The following is a 19,178-nucleotide window of genomic DNA, read 5'->3' on the forward strand; positions in this document are numbered from 1 at the left end:
TCAGCCCGGCTGCCCGGTCACCGCCACCGGGCGGGCCGCGTCGCTCGACCACTCGCTCCACGACCCGGGGTACAGCGTCGCGGGCAGGCCCGCCACCTCGAGCGCCAGGATCTGGTGCGCCGCCGTCACCCCCGAGCCGCAGTACACCGCCGTCTCCCGCTCGCCCGCGCCCAGCGCGCGGAACCGCGCCGCCAGCTCCGCGGCCGACCGGAACCGCCCGTCCGCATCCACGTTCTCGGCCGTCGGCGCCGACACCGCCCCCGGGATGTGCCCGGCCCGCGGATCCACCGGCTCGGTCTCGCCCCGGTAGCGCTCGCCCGCCCGGGCATCCAGCAGCAGGCCCTCGCGCGCCCAGGCCGCCGCGCCGTCCGCGTCCACCACCGGCAACCGCCCCGGCACCGGCTTGAAGTCGCCCTCCGCCGGCTCCGGCACCTCCGCCGTCACCGGCAGACCCGCCGCCACCCAGGCCGCGTACCCGCCGTCCAGCACCCGGACGTCCCGGTGCCCGGCCCAGCGCAGCAGCCACCAGGCGCGGGCCGCCGCCAGCGAGGCCGCCCCGTCGTACACCACCACCGGGCGGTCGGCGTCCACCCCGAATCCGCGCATCGCCGCACCGAACTCCTCCGGGTCCGGCAGCGGGTGGCGCCCGCCCCGGCCCGGAGCACCCGGGTGGGCCGCGAGGTCGCGGTCCAGGTCGACGAAGTGGGCCCCGGGCAGGTGCCCGGCCAGGTACTCCTCGGCCGCGGTCGGGCCGGAGGCCGCGGCACCGACCAGCCGGTAGCGCACGTCCAGCAGCACCGGCGGGCGGACGGAGGCGAGCGCCTCCCCCAGCGCGCCCGCGGAGATCAGCGGAGAAGCGTCGTTGTAGGTCGTCATGGCGGCCATTGTCGCGCAGCACCGACGAACCACCGCTCTTTGTGCGGACTTTGCCGGACTTTCCGCGCGGCCCGAGGGTTCGGTGCCCGCCAGGGTGGAAGCATCACCCTCGCGCGCGAGGATCCCCGCGCGCCGACCACCCACGAGGAGGCCCGCATTGCCCGCGGTGGAACTCCGACTGGCCCAGGGCACGCCCTGCTGGGTCAGCCTGCTGACCGACGACCTGCCCGGAGCCCGCGCCTTCTACGGCGACCTGCTCGGCTGGGCCTACCGCCCGGGCCCGGGCCAACTCGGCGACTACGTACGGGCCGAACTCGACGGGGAGCCCGTCGCCGGCCTCGGCGTCTCCACCGCCACCGGGTTCCCGGTGCAGTGGACCACCTACTTCGCCGTCGACGACGCCGACCGCACCACCCAACTGGTGCGCGAATGCGGCGGAACCGTCGCCGTCGGCCCGCTGCAGGCCGAACGGGCCGGCCGGATGGCCATCGCCGCCGACGTCTCCGGCGCCGTCTTCGGGCTCTGGCAGGGCGAGGAGCACACCGGCCGCGAAGCCGGCCCCGAACCCGGCGGACCGGCCTGGGCCGAACTGCTCACCCCCGACGCGGACGGCGCCGCGGCCTTCTACGCCACCGTGCTCGACCGGCCCGTACGGCCCGCCGACGGCGAGTCCGCGCTCCTGGTGCACGGGCGGCCGGTCGCCGGCATCCGGCACCACGCCGAACTGCGCGGCCACCCGCCGCGCTGGCGGGTCCACTTCGCCGTCCGCGACACCACGCGGACCGCCCGGCACGCCGTCGAGCTCGGCGGCCGCGTCCTGGTGGAGCCGCACGACACCCTGCGCGGCCGGGCCGCCCGGCTGGCCGACCCGCAGGGCGGGCACTTCTCGGTGATCGAGGCGCTGTGAGCCGCCCGGTCCGCGCCCGAGCGGGCACCGGGCCGCCCGCGGTCAGGCCCGCTGCTCCTCGAAGGGCAGCACGTCCGGCGAGAGCACCGAGGCCCGGGCGGTCGCCGAGGTGAGGCGGCGGCGGTGGTGCCGGCGGCACAGCACCTCGTAGCTGACCTCGTCCTCGTCGACCGTGATGTCGCCGACCACCACCTGGGCGCCCTCGACCACCATCACGCCGCCCACCGTCCGGGCGTTGTGGGTCGCCCGCGCGCCGCACCAGCACAGTGCCTCGACCTGGAGCACCTCCACCCGGTCGGCCAGCTCGATCAGCCGCTGCGAACCCGGGAACAGCCGGGTGCGGAAGTCCGTGGTGATCCCGAACGTGAAGACGTCGATGTCGAGTTCGTCCACCACCCGGGCCAGCTGGTCGACCTGCCCGGCGGCGAAGAACTGGGCCTCGTCGCAGATCAGGTAGTCCACCCGGCCACCCGCCGAGAGGCGCTGCACCACGTGCGCGTGGAAGTCGAAGTCGTCGGTGACCTCGACCGCGTCCGCCCGCAGGCCCAGCCGGCTGGAGATGGTGGCCGCACCGGCCCGGTCGTTGCGGGTCAGGATGATCCCCTGCCGGCCGCGCGCGGTGTGGTTGTGGTCCATCTGCAGCGCCAGCGTCGACTTGCCGCAGTCCATCGTGCCCGAGAAGAACACCAGTTCAGCCATGGGTGGAGCAAAGGCCTTTCAAATCAGAGGAGTTCGGGCACAGAGGAGTCAACGGAAGCGCTCAGCCGCGGACTTCGAGCAGGGGCACGAACTGCTCCACCGGGGTCATCGAGCCGTGCAGTCCGACCATCGCGGACTCCCCCGGCTCGTTGCGGGAGGCGATGATCGCGATGTCGTCCCGCGCCGCGGCCACCACGTCGCCGATCCGCCCGTACACCCGCTCGTCCACGGCCGGGCCGAACCAGCCCGCGTCGATCGCCTGGTCCCGGGTCGCCACCCACATCCGGTCGCCCAGCACCTCGCTCCAGACCGCGTGCACGTCGGCCGCCGCGCCGGGCACCGCGTACACGTGCCGGGCCCGGCCCTCACCGCCCAGCAGGGCCACGCCGGCGCCCAGCTCCCAGTCCTCGTCGAAGTCGATCCGGTCCTCCGGGGCGATGTCGATCATGCCGTGGTCCGCCGTCACGTACATCGCCGAACGCGGCGGCAGCTGCTCCGCCAGTCGGCGGGCCAGCCGGTCCACCGCGTCCAGCGTCATCCGCCACTCGTCCGAGTCCACCCCGAACCGGTGGCCCGCACCGTCCAGCTCGCTGACGTAGGTGTACACCAGCGCCCGGTCGTGCTCGGCCAGCCAGGAGGCCGCCAGATCCATCCGCTCCATGCCGGTGGTCCGGCCCAGGAAGGTGCCGCCGGACAGCGCCACCCTTGTCAGCGGGGTCTGCGCGAACAACGGGGAGGACACCTGCGCCGTCGCCACCCCCGCCTCGTGCGTCCGGTCGAAGACCGTCGGGTACGGCTGCCACGCCCCCGGGTCGGTGTGCGGCTGCCAGCGCAGCTGGTTCATCAGGTACCCCGCGCCCGGCACCGCCACCGTGTACCCGACCAGGCCGTGCAGCCCCGGAGGGGTGCCCGTCCCGACCGAGGCCAGCGAGGTCGCCGTGGTCGACGGGAAACCCGCGGTCAGCGGGCGGCCCGAGCCGCCCAGCGAACCGGCCGCCAACGAGGACAGGAACGGCGCGTACTCCGGGTGCCGCAGCAGCAGCTCCCAGCCCAGGCCGTCCACCAGGAACACCACCACGCGGTCCGCCGGGGCGATCGGCAGGGTGGCGGTGAAGCCCGGAACCCCCAGCCCCGCCGCCACCGAGGGCAGCAGGTCGCAGAGCGAACCGCTGCCGTACGGGGGCGCGGGAGCCGCGGCCGGGTCAAGGATCTCGAAGGCGTCGTAGCCGTCGGCGGGTGCGAAGGACATGGAACCGGATTCAGTAGCGGACGGAGGCGGCGGCGCTCAGACCCGCGGGCCGTTGCTGATCGTCGCGTCGGACAGCGCACGGGCGAACACCAGAGCCTGCGCGACCGTCTCCGGGCCGTCACCGGCCTCGCTCACCCGCAGTGAGAGGTCGTCAGCCGTCGCCGACCCCGTGTAGCCGTGATCCGCCTCGCAGTTCGGGTCCGAGCAGCCCGCCGGCTCCAGGTCCAGCCGCTGCACGGCACCCCAGCCGATCGTCAGCACCACCTCGCGCGGCAGCGTCCCCGGCGTGTACGTCTCCGGGTTCGCCACCATCCGGCTCAGCACGACCGAACCGATCCGGTCCAGCCGGACACTCTCCGTCGACGTCGTCGCGAACGGCACCGCCGGACTGCCGCCGTCCCCCGACTGCTCGTCGGTGTGGCTCACCACGAACCGGGTCGGGGTCAGCACCAGCACCGTCACGTGCCGGCGCACCTCGTTGGCGTCGAAGGTCGTCTCCTGGTGCACCAGGTACGAGCTGATCGGCTCCGGGCCCACCGCGGCCTCGACCGCCTCGGACACCAGGGCCGGGTAGTAGCCGCTGCGCTCGATCGCCGAGCGCAGGTCCTGAGTGGTGGTCGTACCGGTCTTCGCCATAACTCCATCCTGGCATGGTCCGCCGACGAAGCGGGCGGCACGGCGCCGAGCTTCGGACAACAGCGCCCGACGGCCGGGCACAACCAAGGAAGGTTACAGGGTGCTCATGGCACGCGGGCCCAGATCGCTGCGGACGGGCAGTGGCGCGAGCCGCACCCGCGCCCCCAGGATCGCCAGCCCGTACGGGGCCACGACCACCGGTTCGAGATCCACCGAGGCGACCTCCGGCACGTCGTCCACCAGCTGCGACACCCGCAGCAGCAGCTCCTCCAGCGCGCCCGTGTCCACCGCCTCCGCCCCCCGCCAGCCGAACAGCAGCGGCGCCGCCCGCACCTCCCGCACCAGCCCCGCCACGTCCTGGTCGGTGGCCGGAACCAGCCGGTGCGCCACGTCGCCCAGCAGCTCCGCCGGCGCCCCGGCCAGGCCGAACGACAGGATCGCGCCGACCGCCGGATCCACCGTGGCACCGATCACGGTGTCCACCCCGCGCGGCGCCAGCCGCTGCACCACCAGCTCCGCCTGCGCCGCGCCGCCCAGCAACGCGTCCAGCTCGCGGTGCGCCCGGCGCAGACCCGGCTCACCGGTCAGGTCCAGCCGCACGCTGCCCAGGTCGGGGCGGTGCCGCAGGTGCGGGGCCGTCGCCTTCAGCGCCACCGGGTAACCGAGCGCCTCCGCCGCCCGCACCGCGGTCTCCTCGTCCGGCGCCGGCAGCGTCGGGGAGACGTCGATGCCGTAGCGGGCCAGCAGCTCACGGGCCCCGACGTCCGGCAGCGTGATCCGGGCACCGCCCGGCTGGGTCCGCGCGGCGATCGCGGTCCGGGTGCTCAACGCCGCCTCGACCAGCGCACGGGCCCCCGGCTCGTCGATCCGGTCCAGCTCCGGCACCCGGGCCGTCTCCTCCGCCACCGCCGTCCGGCGGCGCCACTGCGCGTAGTGCACGGCGTTCGCCAGCGCGCGCACCGCCCGCTCGGGGGCCGCGAACGCCGGGACGCCGCCCGGACGCAGCCGGGCCGGCAGATCCGTCAGCGCCAGGTGCGCCAGCACCAGCGGCTTGCCCAATTCCCGCGCCCGCAGACCGGCTTCGAGCAGCGCGGTGGCGATCTCCGGATCGTCCGAGCCCATCTCCGGGTCGTCCGGGCCGGTCAGCCGACCGCCCATGAACGCGTGCGCGGACGTGCCGATCGGCGGGATCGCCACCGCGATCACCGCGTCCACCGCCGGGTCGCTCAGCGCCACGTCCAGCGCGATCCGGAAGTTCTCGCCGGTCGCCGCGGTGGTCAGGTCCACCGGGGTGCGCGGCCGCAGCCCCGCGCTCAGACAGGCGTCGTACGTCAGCAGTCCCATCGAGTCCGAGTTGCCGACCACCGCCACCCGGTCCCCCGGGGGCAGCGGCTGCAGGCCCAGCAGCTCCCCGGTGTCGTACAGCTCGGTGATCGTCTCCACCCTGATCACGCCTGCCTGCTCGAACAGCGCGTCCACCGTCGCGTCGCGCAGCCCGGTCGCGGTCGCCGGCACCGCGTGGCCCGGCGGCAGGCTGCCCGTGTGCCGGGCCCCCTTCACCACCACAATCGGCTTCACCGCGGCCAGCCGCCGCGCGATCCGGGTGAACTTGCGCGGATTGCCGAAGGACTCCAGGTAGAGCAGCACCACCTCGGTGGCGTCGTCCTCCGCCCAGTACTGCAGGAAGTCGTTGCCGGAGACGTCCGCCCGGTTGCCGACCGAGGCGAACGAGGACACCCCGAGACCGCGCCGGTGGGCGGCCTCCAGCAGCGCCACGCCGATCGCGCCGGACTGGCAGAAGATCCCGAAACCGCCGCGGCCCGGCAGGTGCGGCGCCAGCGAGGCGTTCAACGGGACGGCCGGATCGGTGTTGATCAGGCCGAACGCGTTCGGGCCGACCACCCGCATCCCCGCCGCCCGGGCCTGCCGCACCAGGGCGCGCTGGCGGTCCCGCCCGTCCACCCCGGTCTCCGCGTAGCCGGCGGTCACCACCACCAGGCCCTGCACCCCGTGCGCACCGCACTCCGCGACGGCCGCGGGCACGGCGCCCTCCGGGACGGCGATCACCGCGAGGTCCACCGGGCCGGGGATGTCCAGGACCGAGCGGTGCACCGGGACGCCGTCCAGCACCGTGCCGGGCGGGGCGTTGCGGTTGACCGCGTACACCGGGCGGGGCTGCGCCCCGACCTGCTGCTCCCTGCCCTGCTCTGCCCCGGCCTGCTGCTCCCCGGCGTCGGCCCGGTCGGCGGGCTCGGGGGCGGCGGGCTCGGGTTCGAAGGTGCCCAGCAGGTCCCGCAGGATCGCCCGCCCCACCGTCTGCGGATGGCGGGACGCCCCGATCACCGCCACCGACCGCGGCGTCAGCAACCGCTGCACCGACCGCGCCTCCGCGCGGTGCTCGCGGGCCCGCATCACCGCCAACGAGCGGTCGGTCTGCTCCAGGTCGAAGTCCAGGTGCACCACGCCGTCGGCGAAGCTGCGGCGCTGGGTGTAGCCGGCATCGGTGAAGACCTTCACCATCTTCCGGTTCTCCGGCAGCACCTCCGCCTGGAAGCGGCGGATCCCGCGCTCCTGCGCCACCGCGGCGATGTGCTCCAGCAGCGCCGAGGCCACCCCGCGGCCCTGGTGGGCGTCCTGCACCAGGAACGCGACCTCGGCCTCCGTACCGGTGTCGGACGGGCGGCCGTCGGCGTCGATCCGGTCGTAGCGGACGGTGGCGATGAAGTGGTCCCGGATCACCACCGCGAGGCCCACCCGGTTCACGAAGTCGTGGTGGGTGAAGCGGCGGACGTCCTTGTCGGACAGCCGGGGGTAGGGGGCGAAGAAGCGGAAGTACTTGGACTGGTCCGAGACCTGCTCGTAGAACTCCACGAGCCGCCCGGCATCGTCCGGCGTGATCGGCCGGATCCGGGCCGTGCCGCCGTCGCGCAGCAGGATGTCGGCCTCCCAGTGCTGCGGATAGTCCGGTTGCTCGGGGTTCGCCACCGCGGAGTCGTCCACATTCGTCAGGTTATCCGGCAGCGGGCCGAATGGCGCCGGACAGGCGCTCGCGGCAGGGTGGACAGGGCCACTGGCCGGGCCTTATGCCCCGAAAAGAAACAATCACAAGTCCTGAACGCGACGGTTCGCGGGGGCCGGCTGCGTGCAACACTGGTCTAGACAACATGGCCGTCCCCCCGCTCCTCCGAGCACGGCCGTGACCAGCTTCACCGGAAAGGCACGTCTCATGGCCGAGCGCCGCGTCACCATCGGTTGGGCCGAGGGCCTGCACGCCCGTCCCGCCTCGATCTTCGTCCGGGCCGTCACGGCCACCGGCGTGCCGATCACCATCGCCAAGCCCGGCGGCACCCCCGTCAACGCCGCCTCCATGCTCGGCCTGCTCGGCCTGGGCGCCCAGGGCGGCGAGGAGGTCGTCCTCGCCTCCGACGCCGAGAACGCCGACGAGGCCCTCGACCGCCTCGCCAAGCTCGTCCAGGAAGGCCTCGACGAGCTCCCGGCCGCGGCCTGAGCCCACCCCCCGCCCGACAGGGGTGCACCACGCGTGGTGCACCCCTGTCGGCGTTGATCAGCTGCCGGCGTTGATCAGCCCTTCACGCAGACGACCTGCTTGAGGTGCGCGACCACCTCGACCAGGTCCTTCTGCTGCTCGATGACCTTCTCGATGTTCTTGTAGGCGCCCGGGATCTCGTCCACCACGCCGCCGTCCTTGCGGCACTCGACGCCCTTGGTCTGTTCGACCAGGTCCGCCGTGCTGAACCGCTTCTTCGCCGCCGTGCGGCTCATCTTGCGGCCGGCGCCGTGCGAGGCGGAGTTGAACGACGCCTCGTTGCCCAGGCCGCGGACGATGTAGGAGCCGGTACCCATCGAGCCCGGGATGATCCCGTAGTCACCGGAACCGGCCCGGATCGCGCCCTTGCGGGTCACCAGCAGGTCGACCCCGTCGTACCGCTCCTCCGCCACGTAGTTGTGGTGGCAGCTGATGACCTCGTCGAAGGCGACCTTCGCCCTGGGGAACTCACGGCGCACGACGTCCTGGAAGAGCGCCATCATCACCGCACGGTTGTTCTTGGCGTACTCCTGGGCCCAGAAGAGGTCCTGACGGTACGCGGCCATCTGCGGGGTGTCCGCGATGAAGACGGCGAGGTCCCGGTCGACCAGCCCCTGGTTGTGCGGGAGGGACTGCGCGACGCCCATGTGGTGCTCCGCCAGTTCCTTGCCGATGTTGCGCGATCCGGAGTGCAGCATGAGCCAGACCGAACCAGTCGTATCGACACATACTTCGATGAAATGATTTCCTCCACCCAGCGTCGCCATCTGCTGCATCGCCCGCTCGCGGCGCCACTTGACCTCCTCCGCCACCCCGTCGAAGCGGTGCCAGAAGTCGTCCCAGCCCGCCGCCCGGAAGCCGTGCAGCTTGGCCGGGTCGACCGGGTCGGTGTGCAGGCCGCGGCCGACCGGGATGGCCTGCTCGATCTTGGAGCGCAGCCGGGACAGGTCGTCCGGGAGGTCCGCGGCGGTGAGCGAGGTCTTCACCGCGCTCATCCCGCAGCCGATGTCGACGCCGACCGCCGCCGGGCAGACCGCGCCCTTCATCGCGATGACGGAGCCGACCGTCGCGCCCTTGCCCAGGTGGACGTCGGGCATCACGGCGAGGCCGTGCAGCCAGGGCAGCGAGCTGATGTTGCGCAGCTGCTGCAGGGCCTGGCCCTCGACCGTGGCCGGATCGGTCCACATCCGGATCGGGACCCGGACGCCGGGGACTTCGGTGTACGACATGGGTGAACGACCTCCAGGGGTCGGGTGGTCACGCGAAGGCGTGGTTCACGTGAAGGGTGGGGTGCCGCGCGAAGGATCCCGGTGCGGCTCGGGGAAGTCAGGGGTGGGGCTCAGCAGCCCTGGGCGGTACGGGGGAGGTACGGCCTTGGGGAGCGTCGTCGTATGGCTCGCTCGACCCGCATGGTGCCGCCTCCCTTCCTCCGTCGCCGTTCGCACGTCTGTGCCGGGGACGATTCACCCACGGAACGGCGTGGGCCCGCAAGGCATTTAACGACGCGACGGGCCCGGTGGAGCGGGTGCTCCACCGGGCCCGTGCGGGAGGCCGGAGGCGTCAGCTGACGACGGTGACCTCGCCGATGCCGAGGGCCCGCACGTCCTCGGCGATGGCGGCGGCGTCGCCGACCAGGACGGTGACGAGGCGGTCCGGCGGGAAGGCGGCGACGACGGCCTCGGTGGCGGCGGCCGTGGGCAGTTCGGCGAGCTGCCGGTAGACCTCGGCCTGGTAGTCGTCGGCCAGGTGCTGCTCGACCTGGTCGGCCAGCGTCCCGGCGACGGAGCCCGCGGTCTCGTACTTCAGCGGCGCCACGCCGACCAGGAACTGCACGGCCTCGTCGCGCTCCGCGTCGGTGAGGCCCTCGGCGGCGAGGAGGCGCAGGATCTTCCAGGTGTCCTCGAGCGCGGGGGCGGTGGAGGCGGTGTCCACCGATCCGCTGATGGCGAGCAGCGAGCGGCCGCTGCCGTCGGCGGCGGAGCGCAGCGGCTGGGCGAAGGAGCGGACGCCGTAGGTGTAGCCCTTCTCCTCGCGCAGGACGCGGTCGAGGCGGGAGGTGAGGGTGCCGCCGAGGCAGTAGGTGCCGAGGATCTGGGCGGCCCAGACGGGGTCGTGCCGGTCGGGGCCGATGCGGCCGATCAGCAGCTGGGTCTGGACGGAGCCGGGGCGGTCGACGATGACGACGCGGCCGTGGTCGTCGCCGGTGACGGGCGCGTGGACGGAGGCTTCGGCGGCGCTGCCGGTCCAGGTGCCGAGGGTGCTCTCCAGGAGGGCGGGCAGGTCGGTGCCGGTGAGGTCGCCGACCACCACGACGGTGCTGGTGGCGGGGCGCACGTGGGCGTCGTAGAAGGCCTTGACGGCGGCGCGGTCGATGGACTTGACCGTGTCGGCGGTGCCGCTGCGGGGCCGGGAGAGCCGGTCGGCGGCGTCGAAGAGCTCGGCGTAGAGGGCCTTGGCGGCGCGCCGGGCGGGGTTGGCCTGCTCGTGGACGATCTCGTCGAGGCGGTTGGCGACGAGGCGCTCGATCTCGTCCTCGGGGAGGGCGGGGGCGCGCAGGGCGTCGGCGAGCAGGGAGAGGCCGCGCTGCAGTCGGGAGGCGGGGACCTCGAGGGAGACCCGGATGCAGGGGTGGTCGGCGTGGGCGTCGAGGGTGGCGCCGGCGCGCTCGAGCTCGGCGGCGAACTCCTCGGCGCTGAGGGTGTCGGTGCCCTCGTTGAGGGCGCGGGCGAGGATGGCGGCGACGCCGTCGAGGCCCTCGGGTTCGGCGGCGAGCGGGACGTCGAGGAGGACCTCGACGGCGACGAGCTGCTGGCCGGGCCGGTGGCAGTGCAGCACGGTGATGCCGTTGCCGAGGGAGGCGCGCTCGGGGGCGGGGAACGCCCACGGGCTGGGGGTGCCGGGCCGGGGCTGGGGGTGGAAGGTCATCGCGGGGGCGTGGTCGGTGCTCATACGGCGGCACCCTCCTGGGAGGCGTCGGTGGCGGTGTCGTCGTCGGTGTCGTCGGTGTCGTCGGCCGTGGTGGGCTCGTAGACGAGGACGGCCCGGTTGTCGGGGTGGAGCCGGGCCTGGGCGACGGCCTGGACCTCCTCGGCGGTGACGTCGAGGACCTTCGGGAGGGCGTCGTTGAGCAGCTTGGGGTCGCCGAACAGGACGGCGTAGCGGCAGAGTTCGTCGGCGCGGCCGGCGACGGTGGTGAGCCGGTCGAGCCACTCGCGCTCGATCTGGGCCTGGGCGCGCTCGAGTTCGGCGGCGGTGGGGCCCTCGGCGGCGAAGCGGGCGAGCTCCTCGTCGACGGCGGCGTCGATCTGCGCGATGGTGGCGTCGCCGGAGGTCTTGACGTCGAGCCAGCCGAGGCTGGGGGCGCCGGCGAGGCGGAGCAGGCCGAAGCCGGCGGCGACGGCGGTGCGGTCGCGGCGGACGAGCCGGTTGTAGAGGCGGCTGGACTCGCCGCTGCCGAGGATGGTGAGGGCGAGGTCGGCGGCGTCGGCCTCGCGGGTGCCGTCGTGCGGGAGGCGGTAGGCGGCCATCAGCGCGCGGGAGGGGACGTCCTCGTGGACGGGCTCGCGCAGTTCGCGGCCGATCGTGGCGGGGAGTTCCCCGGAGCGCGGGGGCTGCTTGCCGTCGTGGCCGGGGATGCTGCCGAAGTACTTCTCGACCCAGGCGACGGTCTGCTCGGGGTCGATGTCGCCGACGACGGAGAGGACGGCGTTGTTGGGCGCGTAGTAGGTGCGGAAGAACGCGCGGGCGTCCTCGAGGGTGGCGGCGTCGAGGTCGGCCATGGAGCCGATGGGGGTGTGGTGGTACGGGTGGCCGTCGGGGAACGAGAGCGCGGTGAGCTTCTCGAAGGCGGTGCCGTACGGGACGTTGTCGTAGCGCTGGCGGCGCTCGTTCTTGACGACGTCGCGCTGGTTCTCCATGGACGTCTCGTCGAGGGCGACGAGCAGCGAGCCCATGCGGTCGGCCTCCAGCCAGAGGGCGAGCTCCAGCTGGTGGGCGGGCATGGTCTCGAAGTAGTTGGTGCGCTCGAAGCTGGTGGTGCCGTTGAGCGAGCCGCCGGCTCCCTGGACGAGCTCGAAGTGGCCGTTGTTGGACACGTTCGCGGAGCCCTGGAACATCAGGTGCTCGAAGAGGTGGGCGAGGCCGGTGCGGCCCTTGACCTCGTGCCGGGAGCCGACGTCGTACCAGAGGCAGACCGCGGCCACCGGGGTGAGGTGGTCCTCGGAGAGGACGACCCGCAGGCCGTTGGCCAGGCGGTGCTCGGTGATGGCGATGCCTCGGCTGGAGGCGGGGGCCGGGTTGGCCATGCGCTCGGGTCCTTCCCGTCGTCGATGTCGGGGTTGGTGTGGCGTCCCCCATTGTGGTGCAACGCGTGGGAGGCGCGTTTGTGTCCGCGCGGACGGGGCGTTCGCCAGGGGCGGAAGAGGGGCGCTGGCCGGGAGTGTCGGCGGGAGGGTCCACAATGGGGGCGCCGCGCCCTGTTGACGGGGGCCGGCGGATGGACGACAGAGCAGACCGAGACACTGCAAGCGAGACGTAAGGGAGCCCCGCCGCGATGGCCCGCCGCAGTTCGCAGACCCCGCCGCCCGGAGACTTCGAGGAGCGGATCCTCGACGTCGACGTCGTGGACGAGATGCAGGGCTCCTTCCTGGAGTACGCCTACTCGGTGATCTACTCGCGTGCGCTTCCCGACGCGCGGGACGGTCTGAAGCCGGTGCACCGCCGGATCCTGTACCAGGCCAACGAGATGGGCCTGCGTCCGGAGCGCGGGCACGTGAAGTGCGCCCGTCTGGTGGGCGAGGTGATGGGTCGGCTGCACCCGCACGGCGACGCGTCGATCTACGACTCGGTCGTCCGGATGGCGCAGCCGTTCTCGATGCGGTTGCCGCTGATCGACGGGCACGGGAACTTCGGTTCGCTGGGCAACGACGACCCGCCGGCCGCGATGCGGTACACCGAGTCGCGGCTGACGGCCGCGTCGATGGCGATGGTGGAGTCGATCCACGAGGACACCGTCGACTTCGGCCCCAACTACGACGGCAGCGAGCAGGAGCCGCTGGCGCTGCCGGCGGCGTTCCCGAACCTGCTGGTGAACGGCGCGACGGGGATCGCGGTCGGCATGGCGACGAACATGCCGCCGCACAACCTGTCCGAGGTGGTGGCCGCGGCCCGGCACCTGATCAAGCACCCGAACGCGGACCTGGACACGCTGATGCGGTTCGTGCCCGGTCCGGACCTGCCGACGGGCGGGCGGATCGTGGGCCTGTCGGGGATCCGGGACGCGTACGAGTCGGGCCGCGGCACGTTCAAGATCCGGGCGACGACGACGGTGGAGGCGGTGACGGCCCGCCGCAAGGGCATCGTGGTCACCGAGCTGCCGTACAACGTCGGCCCGGAGAAGGTCATCTCGAAGATCAAGGACCTGGTCAACGCGAAGAAGCTGCAGGGCATCGCGGACGTCAAGGACCTGACCGACCGCGAGCACGGGCTGCGGCTGGTGATCGAGGTGAAGAACGGCTTCGTGCCGGAGGCGCTGCTGGAGCAGCTGTACAAGCTGACGCCGATGGAGGAGACCTTCGGCATCAACAACGTGGCGCTGGTCGACGGCCAGCCGCTGACGCTGGGTCTGAAGGAGCTGCTGGAGGTCTACGTCGACCACCGCTTCACGGTGGTGCGCCGGCGCAGCGACTTCCGCCGCCGCAAGCGGGAGGAGCGGCTGCACCTGGTCGAGGGCCTGCTGGTGGCGCTGCTCGACATCGACGAGGTCATCGCGATCATCCGGTCGAGTGACAACGCGGCGCAGGCGAAGGAGCGCCTGATGGAGCGCTTCTCGCTGTCGGACACGCAGACGGCGTACATCCTGGACACCCCGCTGCGCCGGCTGACCCGCTTCGACCGGGTGGAGCTGGAGCAGGAGAAGGCGAAGCTGAACGCGGAGATCGCGGAGCTGACGGAGATCCTGGAGTCGGACACCCGGCTGCGCAGCGTGGTCTCCTCCGAACTGGGCGCGGTGGCCAAGCAGTTCGGGACGGAGCGGCGCACGGTGCTGCTGGAGGCCGGTGCGGTGCCGTCGGCGGCGCTGTCGGTGCCGCTGGAGGTGGCGGACGATCCGTGCCGGGTCCTGCTGTCGTCGACGGGCCTGCTGGCGCGGACGGCGGACGGCGAGCCGTTCGAGCTGTCGGAGTCGCGTGCGAAGCACGACGTGATCGTGTCGGCGGTGCCGGCGACGGCGCGGGCGGACGTGGGCGTGGTCACGTCGGCGGGCCGGGTGCTGCGGCTTCCGGTGATCGACCTGCCGGCGCTGCCGCCGACTCCGTCGCCGACGCTGGCCGGCGGTGCGGCGGTGGGCGAGTTCCTGCGGCTGGAGGCCGGGGAGCGGGTGCTGGCGCTGACCACGCTGGACGAGTCCTCGCCCGGGCTGGCGCTGGGCACGGTGCAGGGCGTGGTGAAGCGGGTGGTGCCGGAGTGGCCGGCGAACAAGGACGAGTTCGAGGTGATCGCCCTCAAGGAGGGTGACGAGCTGGTGGGCGCGGTCGAGCTGCGCACCGGCGACGAGGACCTGGTGTTCATCACCTCGGACGCGCAGTTGCTGCGCTACCCGGCGGGGCAGGTCCGTCCGCAGGGCCGCCCGGCGGGCGGCATGGCGGGCATCAAGCTGTCGGACGGGGCGCGGGTGCTGTCGTTCACGGCGGTGGATCCGGCTTCGGACGCGGTGGTGGTGTCGGTCGCGGGGGCGTCGGGGACGCTCTCCGGCGGCGAGCAGACGTCGTGGAAGGTGACGCCGTTCGAGCAGTACCCGCGCAAGGGCCGGGCGACGGGCGGCGTGCGCTGCCAGCGCTTCCTGCGCGGCGAGGACGCGCTGACCTTCGCCTGGGCGGGGGCGGCCCCGGCCCGGGCGGCCACCGACAAGGGGGCGCCGGTGGGCCTGCCGGAGCGCGACCCGCGCCGGGACGGTTCGGGTACGCCGGTGACGGGCGCGATCGCGGTGGTGGCCGGCCCGGCGTAGCGTCCGAGCCGCGCCGGAGCAGGGCCGGCCCGGCCTCTCCGGAGCAGGGCCCGGTCGATCCGGAGGGGGTGCCCGACTGGGCGCCCCCTCCGGCGTTTTGGTGAGGGTAGCCTTGCCCGGGTGAGCACCTGTGCGACCGTGTCGCGTGAACTGTCGGAGCCGCTGACCGCCACGGCGGCGGTGGCGGCCACCTGGTTGCTGGTGGAGCAGAACGGGCCCTGGGGCGCGAAGGCGCTCGGGGAGAGCCACCTGGATCCGCGGGTGGGCCGGGCGCTGGAGGCGGCCGCGGCGGGCACCGGGGTGCGGGTGGCGCTGGTCCGGCGGCCGGGCCGGCACGCGGACTGCCTGCCGACGGCGCGCCGCGAGGTGATCGTGGCGCACACGGTGCCGGGTCGCGGCTGGGTGCGCCGGGCCGGGGTGGCGGATCCGGAGGAGCTGCTGGGGCTGGACTTCGCGGCGCTGGGCGTGGGTGACCACGGCGGTTTCGGGGTGGAGCACGTCGGCGGCCCGGTGGCGCTGGTGTGCACCAACGGGCGGCGGGACCGCTGCTGCGCGCTGCTGGGCCGCCCGTTGGCGGCGGAGCTGGCGGCGGCCGGGCACAGCGAGGTGTGGGAGGTGACGCACCTCGGCGGGCACCGCTTCTCCCCCACGATGCTGGTGCTGCCGTACGGGTACGCGTACGGGCGGCTGACGGCGGAGACCGCCAAGGAGGTGCTGGCGGCGACGGCGGCCGGGCACATGGTGCCGGAGTGGTCGCGGGGCTGTTCGGGCTGGGACCGTCCGGGCCAGGCGGCCGAGCACGCGGTGCGGCTGGCGACCGGGGAGACGAGGGTGGACGCACTGACGCTGGTGCAGCGGCCGGACGGCGACGGCCGCTGGCTGGTCGCGGTGATGCACGGGGACGGCCGGGCCTGGGAGGTGGACGTCCTGGAGGGGGCGAGCGAGCCGCCGCGTCCGGAGAGCTGCGGCAAGGCCGCCGGGTCGCCGTCGCGGATGGACGTGCTGTCGGTCCGGGGGCTCTGAACCGGGGTTGCCGCCGGTCCGTGGGCCCGCGGCACGGCCCCGGACCACACAGCACCGGACTGCGGGGCCCCGGACCACGGGCGCCCGATACGCCGCACCGGGCGCACCGGCCCGGGACGCGGCGCGGCCCCGCGCCCGTGGGGGTGGGCGCGGGACCGTGGCGCGTGGACGGCCCCCGGCCTGCTGTCCACGGGGTGCCCGGGGCCGTCACGTACCGGTCGGGTCAGCCGGTGGCGGCCTTCCCGACGAACTCGGTGGTGTACGTGCGGGCGAGGTCGATGGTGCCCTCCTTGCCCTTGACGTCCGGGTGGAAGGCTGCGAGCACGGCGAGGACGGTCTTCGGGCCGTCGGCGGGCATGACGCCGTCGGTGGTGAACATCGGCAGGGTGGCCTTGATGGCGGCCGCGTACTGCTCGGCGCCGCCCTGCGCGTAGTCCGCGGGCATCTTCGCGGCGATCTCCTCGGGGCTGTGGCCGGACATCCACCGCAGGGTCCGGACGAAGGCGTCGGCGAGCTTCTGGGTGGTGCCCTTGTTCTTCTCCACCCAGTCGGTGTTCATGTAGAGCGACGAGGAGGGGTAGAGGCCGCCGAGCGCCTGGCGGGAGCCCTCGGGGGTGCGCATGTCGTAGAGGACCTTGCCGAGGCCCTTGTCGAGGATGGTGGCGACGGTCGGGTCGGTGGTCATCCCGGCGTCGATGCTGCCCTGCTGGAGCGCGGCGATGAAGGTCTGGCCGGCGCCGACGGCGATCGGGCTGAAGTCGCTGACGGCGGCGCCGTTCTTGACGGCGAGGTACTTGGTGAGGAAGTCCGTGGAGGAGCCGATGCTGGTGACGCCGAGCTTGCGGCCCTTGAAGTCGGCGCCGGACCTGATGGCGTCGGCCTGCTTCGTGGAGACGATCTCGACCTCGCCGGGGGCCTGCGAGAACTGCACGACGGACTCGACGATCTTGCCCTTGGCCTGCAGGTCGATGGTGTGGTCGTAGAAGCCGACGGCGCCCTGGACGTCGCCGGCGAGCAGGGCGGTGGTGGCGTTGACGCCGGCGGGCTCGCTCATCAGCTCGACGTTGACGCCGGCGTCGGCGAAGTAGCCGAGCCGCTGGGTGAGCATCGCGGGCAGGTAGATGACCTTGTCGAGGCCACCCACCATGATCTTGACCTTGGGTCCGTCGACCTGCCGGTCGGCCGGTGCGGCGGCGGCGCCGTGGGTGGAGGTGGCGGCGTCGTTGGCGCAGGCGGTGAGCGGCAGGAGGAGCGCGGCGGCGAGGGCGAGGGCGGTGGATCTGCGCATGGGTGGGGGTGCCTCTCTGGGGTGGGAGGGGGTCAGCGGCCGTCGCCCGCGTCGGCGGGCTTCCAGCGGAAGAGCTTCTTCTCGGCGAAGGTCAGCAGGCCCTCGGTGAGCAGCGCGACGACGGCGAGGATGGTCATCGCGGCGTAGACGCCGGCCGCGTTGAAGGTGCCCTGGGCGGCGGCGACGAGCAGTCCGAGGCCCTTGGTGGCGCCGATGTACTCGCCGACGATGGCGCCGATGAGGGCGAAGCCGAAGCTGACGTGCAGGCTGGTGAAGATCCAGGTGGTGGCGGCGGGGATGACCACCTGGAGGGTGACCCTGCGGTTGTCGGCGCCGAGGATGCGGGCGTTGGCGACGAGGTTGCGGTCCACCTCGCGGGCGCCCTGGAAGGCGTTGAAGAACACCGGGAAGAACACCAGGACCACGGCGGAGGCGACCTTGGAGGCCGGGCCGAGGCCGAACCAGATCAGGAAGATCGGGGCGAGCACGATGCGCGGGATGGCGTTGAGCACCTTGATGTAGGGCCCGAACACGTCGGCCAGGAAGCGGATCCGGCCGAGCGCGATGCCGAGCAGCACGCCGCCGGTCACGCCGATCACCCAGCCGGTGAGGGCCTCGTAGAGGGTGTAGCCGATCTGCTCGCCGAGCGAGCCCTGCGCGGTGCCGTGGGTGACCCACTGCCAGATCTGGTCCCAGATCCTCGACGGCTGCGAGAAGTTGAAGGGGTCGATGACGTCGGTGCGGGCGCACAGCTCCCAGAGACCGAGGAAGGCGACGAGGACCGCGATGCGGGCGCCGTACACGGTGAGTCTGCGGTTGCGGGCGGCCCGTTCGCGGGCCTCGGTCCTGGTGGTGACGGCCGGGGCGGTGGCGGCGGCCGGTGCGGTCTCAAGCGGCACGACCCGCTCCTCTCTCCCTGGTGATGCGCACCTCTTCGCCGAGCGAGGCCCAGATCTCGCGGTACAGCTCGACGAACCTCGGCTCCAGCCGGACCGCCTCGACGGTGCGCGGCCGCGGCAGGTCGACGGTGAAGACCTCCTTGACGGTGGCCGGTCCGGCGGTCATGACGACGACCCGGTCGGCGAGCGCGATCGCCTCGTCCAGGTCGTGGGTGACGAAGACGACGGAGGAGCCCGTCCCGGCCCACAGCTCCAGCAGCTGGTCGGACATCAGGGCGCGGGTCTGCACGTCGAGGGCGGAGAACGGCTCGTCCATCAGCAGGATGGCCGGGTCGTTGACGAAGGTCTGGGCGAGCGCCACGCGCTTGCGCATGCCGCCGGACAGCTGGTGCGGGTAGCGGTCCTCGAAGGCGGCGAGGCCGACCCGGCCGAGCCAGTCCCGGGCCCGTTCCCTGGCCTCGGCGGCGGGCACCCCGCGGAAGCGCGGCCCGGCCATCACGTTGGACAGGACGGTGCGCCAGGGGAAGACGGCGTCCTGCTGGAAGACGAAGCCCACCTTGGGGTCGATCCCGCGGACGGGCTCGCCGTGGACCCGGACCTCCCCCTCGGTGGGCTCCTCCAGGCCGCTGACCAGGGTCAGCGTGGTGGACTTCCCGCAGCCGGTGGGCCCGACGACGGCGACGAACTCGCCCTGGGCGACGGTCAGATCGAGATCGTGGACGGCGGTGTGCAGGGCCCCGGAAGGGGTGCGGAACCGTTTCGTCGCGCCGGTCAGCTCGATCGCCGGGGTGTTGCTCATGTTTCCTCCCGGGTCTGTGCTTGCCCCAGGACGGTAGGAGCGGGCCCGGCCCCGGCGGGAGGCTTCTCGGCGTACTGCGGTTTCTCCGCATTGAGGGGTGTTCTGCTCGTTTTGCTTGCGCTACAACTGCGGGGACGCGGCTGACAGAAACAGGCCGGAAACATAGGGTGTCCCAACCCCCCACCCGGCCGGACCGCCCCGGCCGACCCGCTGCCCCGCCGCCGACCCGCCCGATCCGCCCTGCCGAACGAC

The 19,178-nt window shown here is 73.3% G+C and carries 15 protein-coding genes; 4 read left to right on the forward strand and 11 right to left on the reverse strand.

From position 1 onward, the window contains the following. Positions 1-876 (reverse strand): sulfurtransferase, encoded by an 876-nt coding sequence (locus AB0N04_RS26760; protein WP_360212232.1) that lies wholly within the window; start codon positions 874-876, stop codon positions 1-3. A gap of 166 nt (positions 877-1,042) precedes the next feature. Between AB0N04_RS26760 and AB0N04_RS26765 the strand changes: the two genes are divergently transcribed. Beyond that, positions 1,043-1,783 (forward strand): VOC family protein, encoded by a 741-nt coding sequence (locus AB0N04_RS26765; protein WP_360212335.1) that lies wholly within the window; start codon positions 1,043-1,045, stop codon positions 1,781-1,783. A gap of 42 nt (positions 1,784-1,825) precedes the next feature. Here AB0N04_RS26765 and AB0N04_RS26770 read toward each other — a convergent pair whose 3' ends face one another. From AB0N04_RS26770 to AB0N04_RS26785, 4 genes are all read right to left on the reverse strand, one after another. After that, positions 1,826-2,482, reverse strand: coding sequence for a thymidine kinase (locus AB0N04_RS26770; RefSeq protein WP_360212234.1), 657 nt, complete (start codon positions 2,480-2,482; stop codon positions 1,826-1,828). 61 nt (positions 2,483-2,543) lie between these two features. Beyond that, positions 2,544-3,731: a nucleotide pyrophosphatase/phosphodiesterase family protein gene (locus tag AB0N04_RS26775; RefSeq protein WP_360212236.1), complete on the reverse strand. Its 1,188-nt coding sequence runs from the start codon at positions 3,729-3,731 to the stop codon at positions 2,544-2,546. 36 nt (positions 3,732-3,767) lie between these two features. Beyond that, positions 3,768-4,367, reverse strand: coding sequence for a DUF5998 family protein (locus AB0N04_RS26780; protein ID WP_360212238.1), 600 nt, complete (start codon positions 4,365-4,367; stop codon positions 3,768-3,770). A gap of 93 nt (positions 4,368-4,460) precedes the next feature. Further along, the gene (locus AB0N04_RS26785) at positions 4,461-7,367 is read right to left on the reverse strand and encodes a GNAT family N-acetyltransferase (protein WP_360212240.1); all 2,907 of its coding nucleotides are present in this window, start codon (positions 7,365-7,367) and stop codon (positions 4,461-4,463) included. Between the two features lie 226 nt (positions 7,368-7,593). On the opposite strand from AB0N04_RS26785, the gene AB0N04_RS26790 reads away from it, so the two are divergent. Beyond that, complete coding sequence (locus AB0N04_RS26790; RefSeq protein WP_360212242.1) at positions 7,594-7,875, forward strand: HPr family phosphocarrier protein; 282 nt, start codon at positions 7,594-7,596, stop codon at positions 7,873-7,875. A 74-nt stretch (positions 7,876-7,949) separates the two neighbouring features. Here AB0N04_RS26790 and AB0N04_RS26795 read toward each other — a convergent pair whose 3' ends face one another. From AB0N04_RS26795 to AB0N04_RS26805, 3 genes are all read right to left on the reverse strand, one after another. Beyond that, positions 7,950-9,143 (reverse strand): RtcB family protein, encoded by a 1,194-nt coding sequence (locus AB0N04_RS26795; protein WP_360212244.1) that lies wholly within the window; start codon positions 9,141-9,143, stop codon positions 7,950-7,952. Between the two features lie 331 nt (positions 9,144-9,474). Next, positions 9,475-10,839 carry a pitrilysin family protein gene (locus tag AB0N04_RS26800; protein ID WP_360212337.1) on the reverse strand — a complete coding sequence of 455 codons (1,365 nt, stop codon included), beginning with the start codon at positions 10,837-10,839 and terminating at the stop codon, positions 9,475-9,477. 20 nt (positions 10,840-10,859) lie between these two features. Next, complete coding sequence (locus tag AB0N04_RS26805) at positions 10,860-12,218, reverse strand: pitrilysin family protein (protein ID WP_360212246.1); 1,359 nt, start codon at positions 12,216-12,218, stop codon at positions 10,860-10,862. 248 nt (positions 12,219-12,466) lie between these two features. Here AB0N04_RS26805 and AB0N04_RS26810 point away from each other — a divergent pair, with 248 nt between their 5' ends. After that, positions 12,467-14,917 carry a DNA topoisomerase IV subunit A gene (locus AB0N04_RS26810; protein WP_360212248.1) on the forward strand — a complete coding sequence of 817 codons (2,451 nt, stop codon included), beginning with the start codon at positions 12,467-12,469 and terminating at the stop codon, positions 14,915-14,917. 120 nt (positions 14,918-15,037) lie between these two features. After that, positions 15,038-15,940 (forward strand): sucrase ferredoxin, encoded by a 903-nt coding sequence (locus AB0N04_RS26815; protein WP_360212250.1) that lies wholly within the window; start codon positions 15,038-15,040, stop codon positions 15,938-15,940. Positions 15,941-16,163: 223 nt separating this feature from the next. On the opposite strand, the gene AB0N04_RS26820 is transcribed toward AB0N04_RS26815, so the two are convergent. The 3 genes from AB0N04_RS26820 to AB0N04_RS26830 are packed head-to-tail and all read right to left on the reverse strand — an operon-like array spanning position 16,164 to position 18,926. Beyond that, on the reverse strand, positions 16,164-17,228 hold the full coding sequence (locus AB0N04_RS26820; protein WP_360212252.1) for an ABC transporter substrate-binding protein: 1,065 nt from the start codon (positions 17,226-17,228) through the stop codon (positions 16,164-16,166). A 32-nt stretch (positions 17,229-17,260) separates the two neighbouring features. After that, positions 17,261-18,127, reverse strand: coding sequence for an ABC transporter permease (locus AB0N04_RS26825; RefSeq protein WP_360212253.1), 867 nt, complete (start codon positions 18,125-18,127; stop codon positions 17,261-17,263). Further along, the gene (locus AB0N04_RS26830; protein ID WP_360212255.1) at positions 18,117-18,926 is read right to left on the reverse strand and encodes an ABC transporter ATP-binding protein; all 810 of its coding nucleotides are present in this window, start codon (positions 18,924-18,926) and stop codon (positions 18,117-18,119) included. The genes AB0N04_RS26825 and AB0N04_RS26830 overlap by 11 nt, the downstream gene beginning before the upstream one ends. Positions 18,927-19,178: the final 252 nt, after the last annotated feature.

The sequence above is a fragment of the Kitasatospora sp. NPDC051702 genome (assembly GCF_040681575.1).
Taxonomy (GTDB): Bacteria; Actinomycetota; Actinomycetes; order Streptomycetales; family Streptomycetaceae; genus Kitasatospora.

Excerpts from the sequence above, each read along its gene's own strand:
- AB0N04_RS26760 (WP_360212232.1), bottom strand. The coding sequence starts at position 876 with ATGACGACCTACAACGACGCTTCTCCGCTGATCTCCGCGGGCGCGCTG.
- AB0N04_RS26770 (WP_360212234.1), bottom strand. The coding sequence starts at position 2,482 with ATGGCTGAACTGGTGTTCTTCTCGGGCACGATGGACTGCGGCAAGTCG.
- AB0N04_RS26775 (WP_360212236.1), bottom strand. The coding sequence starts at position 3,731 with ATGTCCTTCGCACCCGCCGACGGCTACGACGCCTTCGAGATCCTTGAC.
- AB0N04_RS26780 (WP_360212238.1), bottom strand. The coding sequence starts at position 4,367 with ATGGCGAAGACCGGTACGACCACCACTCAGGACCTGCGCTCGGCGATC.
- AB0N04_RS26790 (WP_360212242.1), top strand. The coding sequence starts at position 7,594 with ATGGCCGAGCGCCGCGTCACCATCGGTTGGGCCGAGGGCCTGCACGCC.
- AB0N04_RS26795 (WP_360212244.1), bottom strand. The coding sequence starts at position 9,143 with ATGTCGTACACCGAAGTCCCCGGCGTCCGGGTCCCGATCCGGATGTGG.
- AB0N04_RS26800 (WP_360212337.1), bottom strand. The coding sequence starts at position 10,839 with ATGACCTTCCACCCCCAGCCCCGGCCCGGCACCCCCAGCCCGTGGGCG.
- AB0N04_RS26805 (WP_360212246.1), bottom strand. The coding sequence starts at position 12,218 with ATGGCCAACCCGGCCCCCGCCTCCAGCCGAGGCATCGCCATCACCGAG.
- AB0N04_RS26810 (WP_360212248.1), top strand. The coding sequence starts at position 12,467 with ATGGCCCGCCGCAGTTCGCAGACCCCGCCGCCCGGAGACTTCGAGGAG.
- AB0N04_RS26820 (WP_360212252.1), bottom strand. The coding sequence starts at position 17,228 with ATGCGCAGATCCACCGCCCTCGCCCTCGCCGCCGCGCTCCTCCTGCCG.
- AB0N04_RS26830 (WP_360212255.1), bottom strand. The coding sequence starts at position 18,926 with ATGAGCAACACCCCGGCGATCGAGCTGACCGGCGCGACGAAACGGTTC.